This window comes from Vibrio marisflavi CECT 7928, from assembly GCF_921294215.1.
Classification (GTDB): Bacteria; Pseudomonadota; Gammaproteobacteria; order Enterobacterales; family Vibrionaceae; genus Vibrio; species Vibrio marisflavi.
In genome coordinates this window covers 85,060-101,970 of record NZ_CAKLDM010000002.1, presented here as the reverse complement: position 1 = coordinate 101,970, position 16,911 = coordinate 85,060, and the positions used below count along the sequence as shown (strand labels likewise).

Annotated in this window: 13 protein-coding genes and 1 tRNA gene; 5 read left to right on the top strand and 9 right to left on the bottom strand. The window is 41.3% G+C overall.

The genetic code is table 11. The annotated features are described in order from the left end of the window. Positions 1 to 45 precede the first annotated feature (45 nt). The 3 genes from rpoD (at position 46) to L7A31_RS07235 (ending at position 2,867) form a co-directional block, all read left to right on the top strand. Positions 46 to 1,902, top strand: a complete 1,857-nt coding sequence (rpoD, locus tag L7A31_RS07245; protein WP_237360854.1) for an RNA polymerase sigma factor RpoD — start codon at positions 46 to 48, stop codon at positions 1,900 to 1,902. A 143-nt stretch (positions 1,903 to 2,045) separates the two neighbouring features. Next, positions 2,046 to 2,121, top strand: a tRNA-Ile gene (locus L7A31_RS07240). A 176-nt stretch (positions 2,122 to 2,297) separates the two neighbouring features. Next, positions 2,298 to 2,867: a hypothetical protein gene (locus tag L7A31_RS07235; RefSeq protein ID WP_237360853.1), complete on the top strand. Its 570-nt coding sequence runs from the start codon at positions 2,298 to 2,300 to the stop codon at positions 2,865 to 2,867. A 21-nt stretch (positions 2,868 to 2,888) separates the two neighbouring features. Here the strand turns inward: L7A31_RS07235 and L7A31_RS07230 are convergent, their stop codons facing one another. The 9 genes from L7A31_RS07230 to L7A31_RS07190 all read right to left on the bottom strand — a co-directional run bounded on the left by L7A31_RS07230 (position 2,889) and on the right by L7A31_RS07190 (position 14,550). Beyond that, on the bottom strand, positions 2,889 to 3,464 hold the full coding sequence (locus tag L7A31_RS07230) for a YagK/YfjJ domain-containing protein (protein ID WP_237360852.1): 576 nt from the start codon (positions 3,462 to 3,464) through the stop codon (positions 2,889 to 2,891). 424 nt (positions 3,465 to 3,888) lie between these two features. Further along, entirely contained in the window at positions 3,889 to 4,254 is a 366-nt protein-coding gene (locus L7A31_RS07225; protein WP_237360851.1) for a hypothetical protein, read from the bottom strand. Beyond that, on the bottom strand, positions 4,251 to 5,567 hold the full coding sequence (locus tag L7A31_RS07220; RefSeq protein ID WP_237360850.1) for a hypothetical protein: 1,317 nt from the start codon (positions 5,565 to 5,567) through the stop codon (positions 4,251 to 4,253). Before L7A31_RS07220 ends, L7A31_RS07225 begins: the two co-directional genes overlap by 4 nt. A gap of 450 nt (positions 5,568 to 6,017) precedes the next feature. Next, positions 6,018 to 7,499: a class I SAM-dependent DNA methyltransferase gene (locus L7A31_RS07215; RefSeq protein ID WP_237360849.1), complete on the bottom strand. Its 1,482-nt coding sequence runs from the start codon at positions 7,497 to 7,499 to the stop codon at positions 6,018 to 6,020. Between the two features lie 51 nt (positions 7,500 to 7,550). Further along, positions 7,551 to 9,083, bottom strand: a complete 1,533-nt coding sequence (locus L7A31_RS07210) for a restriction endonuclease subunit S (protein WP_237360848.1) — start codon at positions 9,081 to 9,083, stop codon at positions 7,551 to 7,553. After that, positions 9,083 to 11,908 (bottom strand): type I restriction endonuclease subunit R, encoded by a 2,826-nt coding sequence (locus L7A31_RS07205; protein WP_237360847.1) that lies wholly within the window; start codon positions 11,906 to 11,908, stop codon positions 9,083 to 9,085. Before L7A31_RS07205 ends, L7A31_RS07210 begins: the two co-directional genes overlap by 1 nt. A gap of 397 nt (positions 11,909 to 12,305) precedes the next feature. Then, entirely contained in the window at positions 12,306 to 12,515 is a 210-nt protein-coding gene (locus L7A31_RS07200) for a helix-turn-helix transcriptional regulator (protein WP_237360846.1), read from the bottom strand. Between the two features lie 122 nt (positions 12,516 to 12,637). Continuing rightward, positions 12,638 to 13,255: a hypothetical protein gene (locus tag L7A31_RS07195; RefSeq protein WP_237360845.1), complete on the bottom strand. Its 618-nt coding sequence runs from the start codon at positions 13,253 to 13,255 to the stop codon at positions 12,638 to 12,640. Beyond that, positions 13,255 to 14,550: a tyrosine-type recombinase/integrase gene (locus L7A31_RS07190; RefSeq protein WP_237360844.1), complete on the bottom strand. Its 1,296-nt coding sequence runs from the start codon at positions 14,548 to 14,550 to the stop codon at positions 13,255 to 13,257. Before L7A31_RS07190 ends, L7A31_RS07195 begins: the two co-directional genes overlap by 1 nt. A 582-nt stretch (positions 14,551 to 15,132) precedes the next feature. On the opposite strand from L7A31_RS07190, the gene L7A31_RS07185 reads away from it, so the two are divergent. Beyond that, complete coding sequence (locus tag L7A31_RS07185) at positions 15,133 to 15,966, top strand: hypothetical protein (protein ID WP_237360843.1); 834 nt, start codon at positions 15,133 to 15,135, stop codon at positions 15,964 to 15,966. 137 nt (positions 15,967 to 16,103) lie between these two features. Then, the gene (locus L7A31_RS07180; protein WP_237360842.1) at positions 16,104 to 16,787 is read left to right on the top strand and encodes a hypothetical protein; all 684 of its coding nucleotides are present in this window, start codon (positions 16,104 to 16,106) and stop codon (positions 16,785 to 16,787) included. Positions 16,788 to 16,911: the final 124 nt, after the last annotated feature.

Genomic DNA, 16,911 nt, shown 5'->3' with positions numbered 1-16,911 from the left:
TTCGCATACTAATTCCTTCACCAGATACGAAGTTGGATACCGTCTATGGATCAAAATCCGCAGTCACAGCTCAAACTACTTGTTATAAAAGGCAAGGAACAGGGCTATCTGACCTACGCCGAAGTTAACGACCACCTACCAGCAGAGATCGTCGACTCTGAACAGGTTGAAGACATTATTCAGATGATAAACGACATGGGTATCAAAGTAGTGGAAACTGCTCCTGATGCCGATGATCTTGCTCTGAACGATGACAATACCATCACTGATGAAGACGCTGCTGAAGCCGCCGCTGCTGCACTTTCAAGTGTAGAAAACGAGATTGGCCGTACAACTGACCCTGTTCGCATGTATATGCGTGAAATGGGTACTGTTGAGCTACTAACTCGTGAAGGCGAAATCGACATTGCTAAGCGCATTGAAGATGGCATCAACCAAGTACAAAATTCTGTTGCTGAATACCCAGGAACTATTCCTTACATTCTTGAGCAATTTGATAAAGTTCAAGCTGAAGAATTGCGTCTAACAGACCTTATCACTGGGTTTGTCGATCCTAACGATGATGAGACAACTGCTCCGACAGCAACTCACATCGGTTCTGAACTTTCAGAGCAAGAGCTCGAAGACGAAGATGAAGAAGATGTCGACGGAGAAGAAAGCGACGACAGTGAAGAGGAAGAAGAAGATACAGGTATCGATCCAGAGCTAGCTTTGGAGAAGTTCACTGCACTTCGCAACACTTTCCAAGACTACCAACTTGCTGTTAATGAGCATGGCACAGAAAGTGGCCACGCATCACAAGCGCAAGAGCTAGTTCAAGAAGTCTTCGCTGAATTCCGTTTGACGCCTAAGCAATTTGATCACCTAGTAAACGAGCTACGCACCTCTATGGATCGTGTACGTACTCAAGAACGTTTGATCATGCGCCAAGCTGTTGAATACAGCAAAATGCCGAAAAAATCTTTTATTGCTATCTTCACAGGCAACGAGTCTGACGAAGCATGGTTAGATGAAGTACTTGCTTCTGACAAACCTTATGTTGAAAAACTAAAAGGCTTTGAAGATGAGATCCGTCGCTCGGTTCAAAAACTAAAAGCAATCGAAGAAGAGACTTCTTTAACTGTACAAAGCATTAAAGACATCAGCCGTCGTATGTCTATTGGTGAAGCAAAAGCTCGCCGAGCTAAGAAAGAGATGGTTGAAGCGAACTTACGTCTGGTTATCTCTATCGCGAAGAAATACACCAACCGTGGCCTACAATTCTTGGATCTTATCCAGGAAGGTAACATCGGCTTGATGAAAGCAGTAGATAAGTTCGAATACCGTCGTGGTTATAAGTTCTCTACTTATGCAACATGGTGGATCCGTCAGGCTATCACTCGCTCGATTGCAGACCAAGCGCGTACTATCCGTATTCCGGTACACATGATCGAAACGATCAACAAGCTAAACCGTATCTCTCGTCAAATGCTACAAGAGATGGGTCGTGAGCCGCTACCGGAAGAATTGGCAGAACGCATGCAAATGCCAGAAGACAAAATCCGCAAAGTGCTGAAGATCGCTAAAGAGCCAATCTCAATGGAGACACCAATCGGTGACGACGAAGATTCGCATCTAGGTGATTTCATTGAGGATACCACTCTAGAACTACCACTAGATTCAGCTACTTCTGGTAGCTTGAAAGTGGCAACAAAAGACGTTCTAGCGGGTCTAACGCCTCGTGAAGCGAAAGTACTGCGTATGCGTTTCGGTATCGATATGAACACTGACCATACTCTAGAAGAAGTAGGTAAGCAGTTCGACGTAACTCGTGAACGTATTCGTCAGATCGAAGCAAAAGCACTGAGAAAACTACGCCATCCAAGCCGCTCAGAAACACTGCGCAGCTTCTTGGATGAATAGTTTTTAAGCATGATTATGATAAAGCGAACCTTGGCTCGCTTTATTTTTATCTGAACGGTTTAAGTGGGTAAAAACTAAGCGAAATATCGCTACTAACATCTAGACACTCCCCACCCCATCCCCTATAATCATCCACCTAGATTGGCCCCTTAGCTCAGTGGTTAGAGCAGTCGACTCATAATCGATTGGTCCGCAGTTCAAATCTGCGAGGGGCCACCAAATTCTAAAAGGTTAGTAAGCGTAGTGCTCACTAACCTTTTTTTGTATCTGGCGCTATGAGGTGTAGTTACGGGTGCAGTTAGTTAAGCGCTACCCATATTTTTACCCATTAGAATTTATCATCCATTAGCTGGTGTCTTGCTACAATCTAGTGATCTCATCACTCAGGATTGACGATGAAACCGCAAATAAGACGCTACACCCAAGACTACCCTTGCCTGAATTTGACTGCCCTTACAAAGTGCGGCTATCTAGCCACTGGCTACCATGGTGAAATTAAAAGTACTCTGCACGGCATAACAGTCTGGTCACTGGCATGGCGGGCAACAGACTCTTATATCGAGCTCTATTACTCATTGCCATACAAACGAGACTACCAGCGCACAGTCAAGCTTATTCACCAGCAAGCTCACTATGGTGGTCAACGTTACTACCTTGAGTGCCCTACTTGTGGCGAAAAGCGTAAACAGCTCTATATTGTGTCAGGAGAGCCTGCTTGTCGACTTTGCCATCAACTGCACTATAAAAGCCAATCAGAGAGCCCCTATGAGCGAGCAGGCCGTAAACTCGATAAGCTGCTCACTAAAGTCGATAACCTGGGTTATCGCTTTGATGGTTATGGTAGGGCCAAAGGACAGCATCTAACAACCTATCGCGAGATTGATAAAACGATTCACCAGCTTCAACAAGAGATTTGCGCGTATATCAATCAGCGTTTTCCAAATAGCTTTCTCGGCATTTTTTAATACGAAATAGATAGGTAAGTTTCATTTTCTCTTTAAGCGACTCATACCGTAGTCTTTAGCTTGTGTCGCTCTTCTGCCCTTACCTCGCTGTTTAGCATGGTAAGATAATCGGTATATCAGCGCTTGCTTAGTTTGAAAATCATTGTGTTCAATATTGTAATCAGGATGCTCGAGCTGAGAGAAATACGAGCCTCCTACTGACTTCCATTTTGAAGCAATAATACCGCGCAACTTACCCGAGTGACGTATTTGTTTCCCATCAAGAAATAACACACAGTGATAGTGCTGACTCTCTGCCGTTTCTTGCTCTCTAGTCCAACAGTAGCCAACGTCCTTAACTTTATACTTTGCTTTGATGGTAGGAATGAGGCTGCGCCAAAGATCTGAGATAATGGCATTATTTTCGCTGTATTCTGGTAGATGTAAGTCAAACACCACACAAAACACTCTTGGGTATTTCTCCACCATAATGTTGAGCTGTGTGATCATCTTCTTAAGGTGGCTAGGACAGATTTTGTATTGCCCCCTGTCACCTACATTCACTTCCCAGTTCTCGCCCTCGTGTTGAATAATTGATGAGTTAGAGTGGTATGACATAATCCTTTACTAAAGCTCCTACTAGATAATATAAAATACCCCCGCACCTAACTAAGACTTGGTGAGTACTTCCTTACTCCGTAGTTCAAACCATAGAGAGCATTCAGTCAATAGTTATCAAGCCATATTCGCTATTTCTGAGTAGGTAAAACCCCAGAATGGATTCTTGTGTAGGTGCAATTAGGGACAAAGCCTTATGCCGTATGGCTTGAGGAAGGCTTGTGAGAGGGTTTATATGAAGACTTGTCGCGATGGTTTGAGGAAAATTTGAGGCTGATGACTGAGTGATATTTGGGCAGAAGTGCTTTACAACAGTTGCTAGATTATCAACCCACGAAGAATGGCAGGTAGTTGCTATGAAGAGCTAGTGCGATGAGTAAAACGGCACTAGCCACAAGATCGGTGTAGGTTTGGGATAAAGAAATTAAGTTAAGAACTTACCAATAATGATTAAAACAAAAGATAAAATATAGCTCCACACTCCCATGGTATTAACCCACATAAACACTTTAAATTTTTTTGAATCAGTTGTTGCACGTTTACGAATAAATGGATATTTAACCCAGTAATGGAACAACCTTGTACTGATGTAAGCAGAAAGCATACACATATGATTAGAGTGCAATTTATTCACATCCTTAGAAAGTTGATTATCTATAAAAACGATTCTTTGAGGATCACCCAAAGAAACCATAGCACTCATAATTACACCAGGAACAGACCAGACAATAGCATAGGTAGCAATTAACCCGGCAACGATAGTCTCAATATCTTTTAAAGCCTCACTCACAATAAACTCTCTCCCCATTCATAGAGATCTACTATTCTCTCATAGAGTTCGTCGCCGAAAGCCTTGCCAGCCGTAGAACCAGCCACACCACCAATAGCCCCACCCGCAACAAACGAGCCTATTGCAGCAACTGCGAGCACGGGTGCTGAAGTTACCCCAACAACACCTAGAACAAGTAATACCCCAGAAGTCATTGCTGTTCCACCTAAACTTCCCCCGTATACACCGCCAACAAAACCAGCTACTTCACGGGTTGCTGTCTTGCCACAATCACCATTACCATCGACCTTACAGGCTTCATAAATACTATCGACCCCACTGACCGCACCGACCATCAAGCCTATGTAGCCCAAACCTCTAGCAGCAGAAATACCAATGGCAATGTTGCCAATACGCTTCCCAAGCTCTTTCACGAAGCCTGTTCTTAAAATTTCATCGGCATTATGGATTACAGACTTAGTGGAAAGCTTCAAGTTTCGTTTTATTTGTGTATAAATTGGCAATTGCACACTACGTTTGGATAATCTGGCAAAAGAGCCATCAAGTTTTTTGAATAGTTCTGCTCGTTCTGCTGTAAATATCCCATAGTTCATTCCACCAGTACGACTAGCCATCGCCACTTGAGATGCGTACAAATCATTAATTTCTAAAAGTACACCTTGAATGTTCTTTAGGTTCTGTTCAACTCCAGCAGCCGTAGCGCCTATTCCTGTCGATACTTGAGCATGATAATCTGTGGGTAAACCATCTGATTTAATTCGCTCTTCCAGCTGATAAGAAAGTAAATCAAAGTGACGGTTTAGAGTAACGACTTCCTCATCAAGTAGCTTTCCTAACTCCTTACTTGCAATCTTGGCCTGCTCAAGCCACTCATCAAAAAGCTTCTTATCTTCTGGTGTTTTAGGCTCTGTTGTAGGAAGAAGCACAATCTCACCTTCTCGAACAGGCTCGTTAAGATGTGAATTGCAGCTTTTGATGTACTGCTTCTGATCTTCTTTAGTTTCAGCAGTAAAAAGACTTGCCCATAGCACTTCTTGAGGCTGGGTACATGGTGATTGCAGCCAGCCAAGTTCAAAGACACGAGCTTCTTTTTCGCGTTCAGCAAGTACTCGTTCTCGATTTCTGTCGCAGCGTGCATAATCTTCTGCTGTAAGGGTCAACTCCTCTCTGCGTTCTTGTCGTTGTCGTGCCGCTCGTTCTCGGACTGTTTCCTTTATTTCTTGAGGTTTTGGAAGCTCCAAATCGTGCAAGGGTTTATACCCTCCACCTGAACTTGTCGTTATTTTCTTTTTCTCAGCATCATTGATAGACATAAAGTGCACACTCAAAAAAGTTTAAACATCCATCATATCGCAACTTTCAAAAGTAAGCTTGGATCTAATAGTAAATGGTTATTTTCACTAAGAAAAAAATCATTTCAACGCTAATGCATAAAAATACCCATACATCTATCGACAAAATATGAATTGGTTCAAAACAAGAGAATGTGTTGATTCTTATCTGTGAGTTGATGCAACTCGAAAAAGTGTTAGCTGAAATGTTAGCGGGGCATACATAAGTGGTTTCGCCCCATTTCTGGACAGAAATCGTTTAGAGTAATCACTTAAATTAGGAAAATGCGGATAAATTTAGGTATGGGAAAGTCGCTTAGTGAAGTATCTAATTTCGCGAGTGTAGATCACGGATAAGCTGTGTAGGTATTGGTAGTCTGTAGCAACAGCATTCAACTTCCCAAGCTGAATGCTGTTATTTGTATTCAACTACTATTTTAGCGCTGCTAGTACCTGACGGAAACTGTCTAAACCTGCTTCCATATTCTCAATGATTTCTTCAGCTAGCTCATCTGGCACCGGTAGATTTTCAAGATCTGTTAGTGACTTATCTTTTAACCAGAAAATATCCAAACTGGTTTTATCGCGAGCTAGTACATCTTCACGAGAGTATTTGCGCCAGCGGCCATCTGGATTAGTATCTTCATTCCACGTTTCGGTACGATCATGACGATTATCAGGGTTGTAGCACTTAACGAAGTCTTCTAGATGATCCATCGTCATTGGCTTTTTCTTCAAGGTATGATGGACGTTAGTACGGTAGTCGTAAATCCAAATATCTTTAGTCCAAGCATCCTTCTGAGCAGGTTTGTTATCGAAGAATAAAACGTTTGCTTTCACACCGTTGGCATAGAATATACCAGTCGGAAGGCGCAAGATTGTATGAAGCTCGGTACTTTCCATTAGCTTCTTACGTACTGTTTCACCAGCTCCACCTTCGAACAATACGTTATCTGGAAGTACAACTGCCGCTCGACCTGTCGTTTTCAACATACTACGGATATGCTGAACGAAGTTAACCTGTTTGTTCGATGTCGTAGCCCAGAAGTCTTGACGATTATATGTAAGATCATCAGTCTCCTGTTCACCCTCTTTATTGGTGAATGTCATGCTACTCTTCTTACCAAATGGAGGGTTGGCAAGAACCATATCTACCGTTTTCGATGGTTGAGCAATCAATGCGTCATCACCACTTACTAGGCTTTCACCATCAATCTCACCGATGTTGTGTAAGAACATGTTCATCAGACATAGGCGACGAGTGTTCGCAACAATCTCATTTCCGAAGAAAGTCTCATTCTTCAAAAAAGCCTTATCTTCTTTGTCTAATTTATAATTGTTTTTATCTGTTAGGTAATCATAAGCCGATAAGAAGAAACCACCTGTACCACAAGCAGGGTCAGCAATAGTTTGCTTTGGCTGAGGCTTCATACACTTAACCATCGTTGAAATTAATGCACGAGGAGTAAAGTATTGACCTGCACCAGACTTAGTATCTTCAGCGTTTCGCTCAAGCAAACCTTCATAGATGTTACCCTTAACATCTGCGCCAAGCATTACCCACTTCTCACCGTCAATCATATCGATAAGACGTTTTAGTTTCGCAGGATCTTGAATCTGGTTTTGTGCTTTAGTAAAGATTTGACCCAGCATACCTTTTTGCTTGCCAAGTTCACGTAGAACAGATACATACTGAACTTCTAGCGCTGCCCCCGATTCTGACTTAATACTCTTCCAGTTGTATTCTTCTGGTACACCAACATCACGGTTGTATGGTGGCTTACTGTATTCATCTGCCATTTTGAGGAAGATGAGGTATGTTATCTGAGTTAGGTAGTCACCATAGCCAACACCGTCATCACGCAACGTTGTACAAAAACTCCAAACCTTAGAAATAATACTTTGTGTGTTCATTTTCTTTTCACTTGTTCTTTTCTTGTTAACTGCCTCAGCAATCAACATTAATTATGATTTTACTGTCTTCTTAGCAGTCGGTTTTTTCTTACGTACAGTAGCTTTTTCCGCTTCCTCAACCAGCTCTTCTTTTTCTATTGCTATTTTCTTTAGCAATTCATTTGCTGGCTCATCTTCTGAATCTTGAGAAACAAGCTTGCCAGAGAATGCCTTTTTAAGAATCGACTGACGAAGGAGCTCCGCTTTTTTGAGATTCATACTAATCTCTGATTCGCTTCGCTCAATCTTGGATATTTTTTCTTCAAGAATCTGAACCACTTGTTCTTGTTCTGCCAATGAACAATATGGGAATGGATAGTTTGATAGCTTTTCTCCATTAATGTTCGACTGATTCACTCCGTCAGTTTTAACTGTATTACCATATCGTTTACTAACGTATGAGTTCAAAAATAAATTCAAATAATCACTATTTACAAAATTATCAAATTGGTTGACGCGAATAAGATAACCAGCAAACAATGCTTCACGTTCACCATTATATTTTGCAGTTTTGCCGACTAACTCAGGGCTATTAGTTCGATTAAACAGAACGTCCCCGTTATTTAGTGTGTACTTTGATATCTCATCTTCATCAGAAGTAAATACAAGATCGCCCCAATCGAACTTCGTGTTCTGAATATTTCCCATTCGAAGTACAGGAACTCTCCCACTCTCAGAAGACTTTGCTGACGTTCCGTACTCTACAGCCAGAGTCATATGCCCTAATTTATCCCAGAACCAGCTATCAGGTAGTTCCTGACAGAAATCTGGTAAATCAACATTAAACTGAGTGACCGCTTTAGGTTTTCGTGGTTTAGATGGTTTCTTTCCTTGTGAGCTATCTTGTTTCCATTGATTTACAGTTACTTCCCACTCATCAAGTTTCTGTTGATAACGTTTGTCACGCTCACGTTTTAACCTTTCAAGAGTATCACCTGGCGACTCTAATTTATCTGGATTATCTTCACGCCACTGAGCGGTTAGCTTTCCTTCAAAGGCTTGTTTAAGAAGAGCTTGTCGATAAACAGATAGCTGTTGCTTTGCTTTAGTTAGGCTCTTGATGCCTGAATCTAACTCTGAGAATAGCTCTTCAATTTTCTCAACAATACGTCTTTGCTCTTGTAGTGGCGGAATACCAATTTGTTCTTTAGCCACCCATTGATAATGTCTAGCGTATCCTTTGTCTTTGATTGCAACTGCTAAATATTGAGTAAAGTAAAGAAGGAGTTCTGGAATAATTTTCCCATTAGGTTCAAGAACCTTAACCCCATCTGCACCTGCAACAAAAGGTTCTTTGACGTATTTCACTGCCCTTGTGTGATCACCAAAAACCAAAACTGGAAATTTAGCATTGATAACTTTATCTTCATCACTCAAGTAACCTGAACAGTAGCTTTGTCCTTGATCAAATATGGGGTACGTCCCTGAGGTCTCATACTGCTTTTGATTTACTTTTTTCCCATTTGTGCTGATAGTTTCAACGACATCTTTGTATAGTTGCAACTCCCAACCCAAAGGAAGGCTTTCTTTCGATAAGTTTTCCATCAAGCCACTAACTCACTATTCAATTCATCAATAATATTGTTCATTTCGTCACCGAAGAGCTCATACATCATTCCAAGACCACCCTCACCATCAAACGGTGTGCTATCTAAGTCATCAATTTCAAAATGGAACGATGCAGTGAAGTGATCTCGAATCATACGCAACCAATCCATCTGCTCATTTGTAAACTTCGGATTACTTCCAGAGTGGCGTTTCATTACCCAACGCTGGAAGTTTTTGCTAACCGTTTCATCAAAGTTCGAGATTTTATCATCAATCCCTACCACACGACGAATCAAAGCGACCAGAGCAGTCAATTCACCGATTGGTTTGCTACTTTTTACATCATCAAGTTGTTCATATGCTTGCCAAACGTTCAAAGGAGCCAGTTTGGGCTTATCTGACTTCAACTTCTCTAGCACTTCTTTAATCATGCTATACGTAATTTCTCTACGACGATGAGGCTGATCATAGAAAATCTCTAACGCTGTTATTTCATCTTTGTTAGCTTCTAGGAACTCACCAAACTCAACAGCAAGTTCTTTTGCTTGTTCCTCTGATGCCTTCTCCCAATCTGCAACCAGCACTTCATCCAAATTTTCATGGTCAATTTTCTGGTCTTTTTCTCTGCGGATCGTATCAATTAGCTCAATCAATTCTCCATTGAAAACGTTCGCTACCTGACTAACCATTTCAGCTTGCGCTTTCGATCTATTTTCTTCTCCAGGATCCATATCACCATGCTGGCCTGCAATGATACGTGCTCTTTCTTCAACTTTGTCGCCATCAATAGCATCAAAAAGCCCTTTAACAATCTGAGTGATAGGTACACCATCTGTTAAGGCTTCGATGCGCTTATGTTCTTGGGAATCCAATTGCTTATTCAAGCGAGCTAATCGACCTGCTAACGAGCTAACTGAGTCAGTGTCACTAGCACCCATCATAATTCCCATTGCTAGATCTTTTAATGGGACTGATGGTTTTGTAATGAGTGGTTGGCTTGCAGTTTTCAGAGACTTAGTAACACCAATCGCATCAACAATTACATAGTGCGTCTTCGCCGTAGTTGCTGATGGTGTCACTTTCTTCAATTCATCTAAATCAAGAGTTCGCGTACCGCGCCCTTTCATTTGTTCGAAATAGTTACGACTCTTCACATCACGCATGAATACAAGACACTCAAGAGGCTTAACATCTGTACCAGTTGCAATCATATCCACAGTAACAGCGATCCTAGGGTTGTAACCCATTCGGAATTGAGAAAGCACAGACTTAGGATCTTCACCTTTCTCAACTACGTTTCCTTCTGAATCTGTTTTATCTTTCTTCACTCGATACGTGATCTTCTTACAGAAGTCATTGCCTTCATCAAAGACTTCACGAACCATCTGAATGATGTCATCTGCATGGCTATCCGTCTTGGCAAAGATAAGTGTCTTCGGCACTTCTTCACGGTTAGGGAAGATTTGCGGCAAACTATCCCTGAAAGTAGTTAGCACAGTTCGTATCTGACTTGGGTTGACAATATCCTTATCTAACTGCTTCGCTGTATATGCTTCGTCTTCATCTTGCTGTTCCCAGCGCTTCTTCCTCGTAACACGTTCACGATGCTCAACTTGCTGTTTGGCTCGTAACTTCTCCCCCTCTTTAGTGATTTTGGTTTGGATCGTGAAGACTTCGTTACCCACGTTTACACCATCAGCCACTGCTTTTTCATGGTCATAATCACTAACCACATTTTGTTTAAAGAAACCAAATGTTCGATTATCAGGAGTAGCTGTCAGACCGATAAGGAATCCATCAAAGTAATCTAATACTTGTTGCCAAAGGTTGTAGATTGAACGGTGACACTCATCGATAAAGATGAAGTCAAAATGCTCAATTGGCACTTTAGGGTTATATGCCACAGGCACAGGCTCTTTAGGTTTAGTGAGCTGCTCTGCTGGGTTTTGTTCTTCAAGGGCTTCATCTAACTCTTCATCTTTGAGAATTGAGTACATACGTTGGATTGTACTGATACATACTTCAGCATCTTTAGGGACGTACTTCGATTTCAAGCGCTGAACAACATGAAGCTCTGTGAACTTACGGGTATCATCACTAGGCGTGAAATTCAGCATTTCATGTTCGGCTTGCTCACCCAAGTTTTTAGTATCCACAAGGAATAAGATACGTTTGCCTTTTGCATGCTTTAAGATGCGATACATCGAGGTGATGGCCGTGTACGTCTTACCTGCACCAGTAGCCATTTGAATCAAAGCACGAGGTCTATTTTTCTTCAATGAATCTTCAAGGTTAGTGATTGCTACTTCCTGACAATCACGTAATCCAAGCTCTTTAGCAGGCAGGTTGCTTGGGTTTAATGGTGGGATATCTTGTAAGCGAGCACGTAACGAATTGCCTTGTTCAACCCATTCCAATAAGGTCTCTGGTCGGTGAAAGTTGAAGACTTCACGAGATCTTGGTTTAGGATCACGGCCATCTGTAAAACGAGTAATAACACCAGTACTCTCATAAAGAAATGGTAATGGTTCACTATTGTTAACCCACTTCAATTTAGCATTTGCATAGCCTTCAGTTTGCGTTTCAACTGTCGTTATCTTTTCACCAGCTTCTTCTCGTTTGGCTTCAATAACACCAACAGCTCTCTTATCAACAAACAGAACATAATCGGCTGGACCTACATCAGTCTGATACTCGCGAATAGCTTGACCGATACCCTCACTAAAATTGAGTTTGCCTTTGTCTTGAACTGCCCACCCGGCAGCTCTTAACATTTCATCAATGTTATCACGTGCGATTTGTTCTGCATTTTGATTGACCATAACCTAGCTATCTCCGTTGCACTAACTATCTACAATTACTGACATTTATAGCGAAAATTTACCATAGAACACTCGGTTATCTAAGTCTTATGCATGAAATTTTATAGTAAAGATGGGCTATTAACTACAGTTCGGATAACTTTTTGTAGGGCAAGCAAACTTATTCGAAAAAAGAAGGGGATTTACTCTAAACGATTTTGGGGCATTTTTAGCTTTGTTATAGGCCGCGTTCATGTTGCTCTCAATCAGAATCAACTAAACATCTTAGGTAAAACAACGACGAAAAGAGCACTCCCAAAAACCACATACCTTTAGCATTCCACCAGAAAAGCTGCCCACAACACACTCATTAATGAAAAAATGAGGCTACTGCAACAACAGTAGCCCCACATCAAACTTAACTCTCAACTTCTCCAGTATCTAAAAATTTGTTTATGGTACTTTCACGCCATCCTATTGCTCTTCCTTTAATAAGGATTGGCTTAGGAAATGCCTTTTCTTTAGCCCATAGTCGCCACAATGTCTTTTTGGATCGTCTCATCACCAGAGCAGCCTCATCAAGTGTCATCACTCGATCAAAGTTTGTATGTTGTGGCTTTTTCATCATTCAAAATTCCTTCTTTAATTAATGAAGGCTTAAATGTTCCCAAAAAGTCTTGATAAAGTAAGGGACCATTTTTTCTTTTTTCAAGCAAAAATGTCCCCTGAAAATGGGCTAGGTCACTAGCACTACCAATACGCTTTTTTGGCGCAAACTGTGCGCTTTATCTTGAGGCGAGACAGCTGCTTTTTAATCGTGTCCGGGTCTTTACCAGTTGCAGCAGCAATAAAGTCGATAATCAGTTTTTTATTCACTTTAAAGCCATGGGAGTGGCCAAGACATTCAAGACTTTTCGCCAGTGCTTGATAACGTATGCTGTCTTTTGATGGTAATTTATCTTTTAATGCCTTTCGGCATACTGCCAACAAGTGAGAAAGTGGCATAAAGAAATCGTAAGCGCTCAAGTCGAGCCCCTTTGCTTCTTCGTTATCGACACTTCCCTTTGAATCGAGTTTTGTATGTTCTATAGAAGAAAACCAAAAATCTTGAGGAATGACCATTTGGTAATAGGGGATCCAAATAGCGTTGGCGACTTTCTCTGGTAAGCTGCGCAAAGCTCTTTCTAAAGATATGATTTTCTGAATCACCTTTTGAATTTTTTCTTTATGGACTGTCGATGTTTGCTCTTTCTCTGTTTCTGCTAAGAACTTAATAAGACGAGCAACAGTATTTGCCCTCGCTTCTTCGGGAATCCCTTGTGAAGCAAGACACTCATCCATAGCCTGTTCTGGGGTCAAATTAAACATTACAATTTCCTCATCATAATAACGTTGTCTGATTCGATTTCATTTAACTTTTGCTCCCACGCCTCAAGTGCCCTTCGCTTCTCTGGCAGGTATTCATAGCGGTCATAGTGCTTTGAACTCACATCATTAAGCGCATGGTTTTGCAGTCTGTCTCTTAGTTCTTTACTGATACCCAATTCCCCCATTAAGGTTTTACATGTTCTGCGAATGTCACGAGCAACGAAGGGCCGAATGAGTGGAGTAGCTTCACGATAGCGCGTAATGCTTTGAGACAGCGAGTCAGTTCTCATCGGCCTATCGCTAAAACGATGAGGAAAAATAAATTCGCTGGCTGGTGATTGTGCTTGTTGGCGCTGCAAAATCATCAGTGCGGTATCAGTTAATGGCACTAAATGAGGTTTCTTATTTTTGGATAAATCAGCCGTTATCAAAAAGGTTTTTTGCTCCCAGTCAATGGCACCCCAGCGACTTGAGATAATTTCATAAGGGCGCTGACCACCAGTATAAAAACACAACATGATAAGATTTCGCATCGAGTGCCCCATCCTAAAACGGTCAAACACGTGGTCTAAATCATGAAAAAGCTGGTGTATTTCCGAATGGCTTAGGTAATGCTCTCCAACTCGTTCTGCGTATTTTTGTTTAGGGATGGCGGCTATTGGGTTATAGGTGATACCAAATTTTGCTTCATCGATAAAATTAGCAGGGTCGTTATCATGAAAAAGGCCGTAGTTATAGGCCGCTAATAGATAGCTTCGAACGCGATTCGACTGTGTCACTGCGCCGCGGCGAATCATAACGGCTAACACATTTCTAAAGTCATGAGTGGTTGCGTCTTTGGCTTTGGTGTCTTTGGATATCAGAGGGAAGACATTACGAACCAGCGCATCATAAACTTGCTGGTGAGTCCGCTTACCCTCTTTTTTCATTTGGGCGGTATAGGCTTTAAAAAGCTGATCGAGAGTGCCCACTTGGCTCTGTTCGCGCTGCGCTTTTTCTTGAGCTCGGCTCTCCCTCTCCATTTCTTCTCTAGGGTCAAGTCCGCTTTTTACCTGTAGTCCATAACTTTTGGCTAGTTCTCTAGCATTAACTAAGCTCAGACTTGGAAAAGGCCCCAAGGCAATAAACTTTCTTTGGCCATCTATGAAATAACGAAAATAAAAAATTTTCGATTTACTCGGGCTCACCTTAACCCCAAGGCTACCCGTTCCTCGAGCTCCATTCTGCTCCCAAACATAATACGCCTTGTCTTTTGCCTTTAAGCCAGTGATTTCTTTTTGGGTTAATAAACTCATTGTCCAATACTCAAATCAACACTGCCACGCACTATTTTGAGGTGTAGTTACGGGTGCAGTTAGTATGTCATTTGGTGTACTTATACAAGAAAACCTGAGAATCACCAATATGCACAGTATTGAAGTAAGACCATGATATATAAGAATAATTGAGTACAAATGAGTGAATATGAGAAGAGTCAATTCAGGACTCATAATCGATTGGTCCGCAGTTCAAATCTGCGAGGGGCCACCATATACAGCAAGGCCTGAGAGCATCCCCGCTTCTCAGGCCTTCGTCGTTTTAGGATGCTGTGTAGCAAATATGTAGCAGTTATAAAGCATATATTCCTCCCCCGCCTCCAACTCAAAACTCTAACGTTGTTTCATCCCAGAGTCGTTCGATGAAGTTATCCCGGTAGAAAGCGCGCAAGTGGGCCAACCTACGATTTCTTTCAGCGTTTTAACCGACTGCAACCTAATGGTTAGACTTGGGAGCTAAATCCCTGATTTTACTTTGAGATCGAATATAAGAAACTGCATTATATGATTTAGAATATAAGTCTTCATCACCTCATAAATCACGGCTTCTCGGAGAATTCAATGAAAGATAATAACTATTTGATTACAAATGAAAATTCATCCGAAGTAGAAAAAATTAAAGAAGAGCTATCAAAAATCACACCGACTACAAAAAAACGTGCACTTGAGAAGTTTGGTTTAGCGGCTCTCGGTAGTATTCCATGGGTTGGAGGGTTTATTAGCGCGGCAGCCAGTATAAAAACTGAAGAAGGCACTTTAAAAACAGACTCCTTGCAAACACGTTGGCTTGAAGAGCATGAGAGTAAGATGCAATCTCTAGGTAAGACTCTCAATGAGATTGGTGCCAGTTTCGAAAGACTAGGTGAAATTGTAGATGAGCGATTACAAAGTGAAGAGTTCTTAGATATCGTTAGGAAATCTTTTAGAACATGGGACTCTTCCGATACTGATGAGAAGCGAAAGTATATAGCAAACCTAATTAGTAACTCGGCTGGTTGTCGAGTTTGTTCAGACGATGTAGTACGTTTATTCATCGACTGGTTAGCTGGTTATCACGAATCGCATTTCGCTGTAATTCGTGAAATTTATAAGAACCCAGGTGTTACTCGCCATGATATATGGGCTGTTATAAACGGGGCCTTTCCTCGAGAAGATTCAGCTGAAGCAGATCTCTACAAGCTATTAATCAGGGATTTGAGTACGGGTGGTGTTATTAGACAAGCTCGTGAAACGACTCATGACGGCCAATTTTTAAAGCGTAAACCCAAACCCAAAAGTTCAGCTTCACGCACAACTGAGTCAGCGTTTGAAAATACTAAGCCGTATGTACTAACTGAGCTTGGCAAACAATTCGTTCATTACACTATGAATGATGTTGTAACTCGAGTTCGCTAGACGTTATCAAATAACTCTTCTCATCGATGAAAATGCTAACTTATTCTATTTCGTCATTTGTCTACGACTACTTGATAGCATTGGGTGAGAGAAATTACTAAGCATCGGTATGAAAAGGAGCCCAGTGGTTGATTATCATGTATCGGTTATCAATAGCCGCCACCATTGTATTATTTGCGTTGGTTATTTTTCTGTACTCAATTGAGTTTTATGTTCAGGGCATATGGGGGCTCAATTTAGCAAAGTATAGTGCGGTGTCTGTATTGCTTGGAGCAAGCACTGCCATTATGGTGTGGCTTTCTAATCAAGTTCGGCAAAACTCAGAAGACTTACTAAAAGAGTCGAAGCTTTACTATGAAAAGTCATATATCACCCTAAATGTAACCAACAAAGACGGCTTACCTAAAAATGAGAGAATGAGATGGTTGACTGCGGCAAGGCTGCTGAAAGTAGCTGAAAAATTAGGAAATCAGATACCTATCAAAAGCCATAAAATGTTGCATATTGAAGATCAGGAATATTGGCGACAAAAGTTTCACGATTTGCTGCTACCCAATAAACAAGGGCCTGCAAAAAAGTACTTTGCTGAGGATATAAAATTACTATTTTCGTATACTCGACGGGACCCTGAACCTTTAGACTTGCAATCAATACTTGTTATTTTCGAATTTGTAGAATGGAATGAATCCAGGTTAGATCCTATCCCTAGCATAAGTATCCCTAGTGATGAAAAAATCCGTAAGATGAAAACATTTGGTCCAGTGGGCTTGGGACAGTTGCTAGAAGCTTACAAGAAATATAAGACTGAAGGCCAAAAATAGAAAATGACCACTACGTGTTCTATATCATGACGTAACGCGACGAGAAACGTGAGAATAAGTTAAGTATCATGTGTAGATATACAAAAGTTAGATTTCTCCTCAATTGCGAAGCAAATGCTTAATA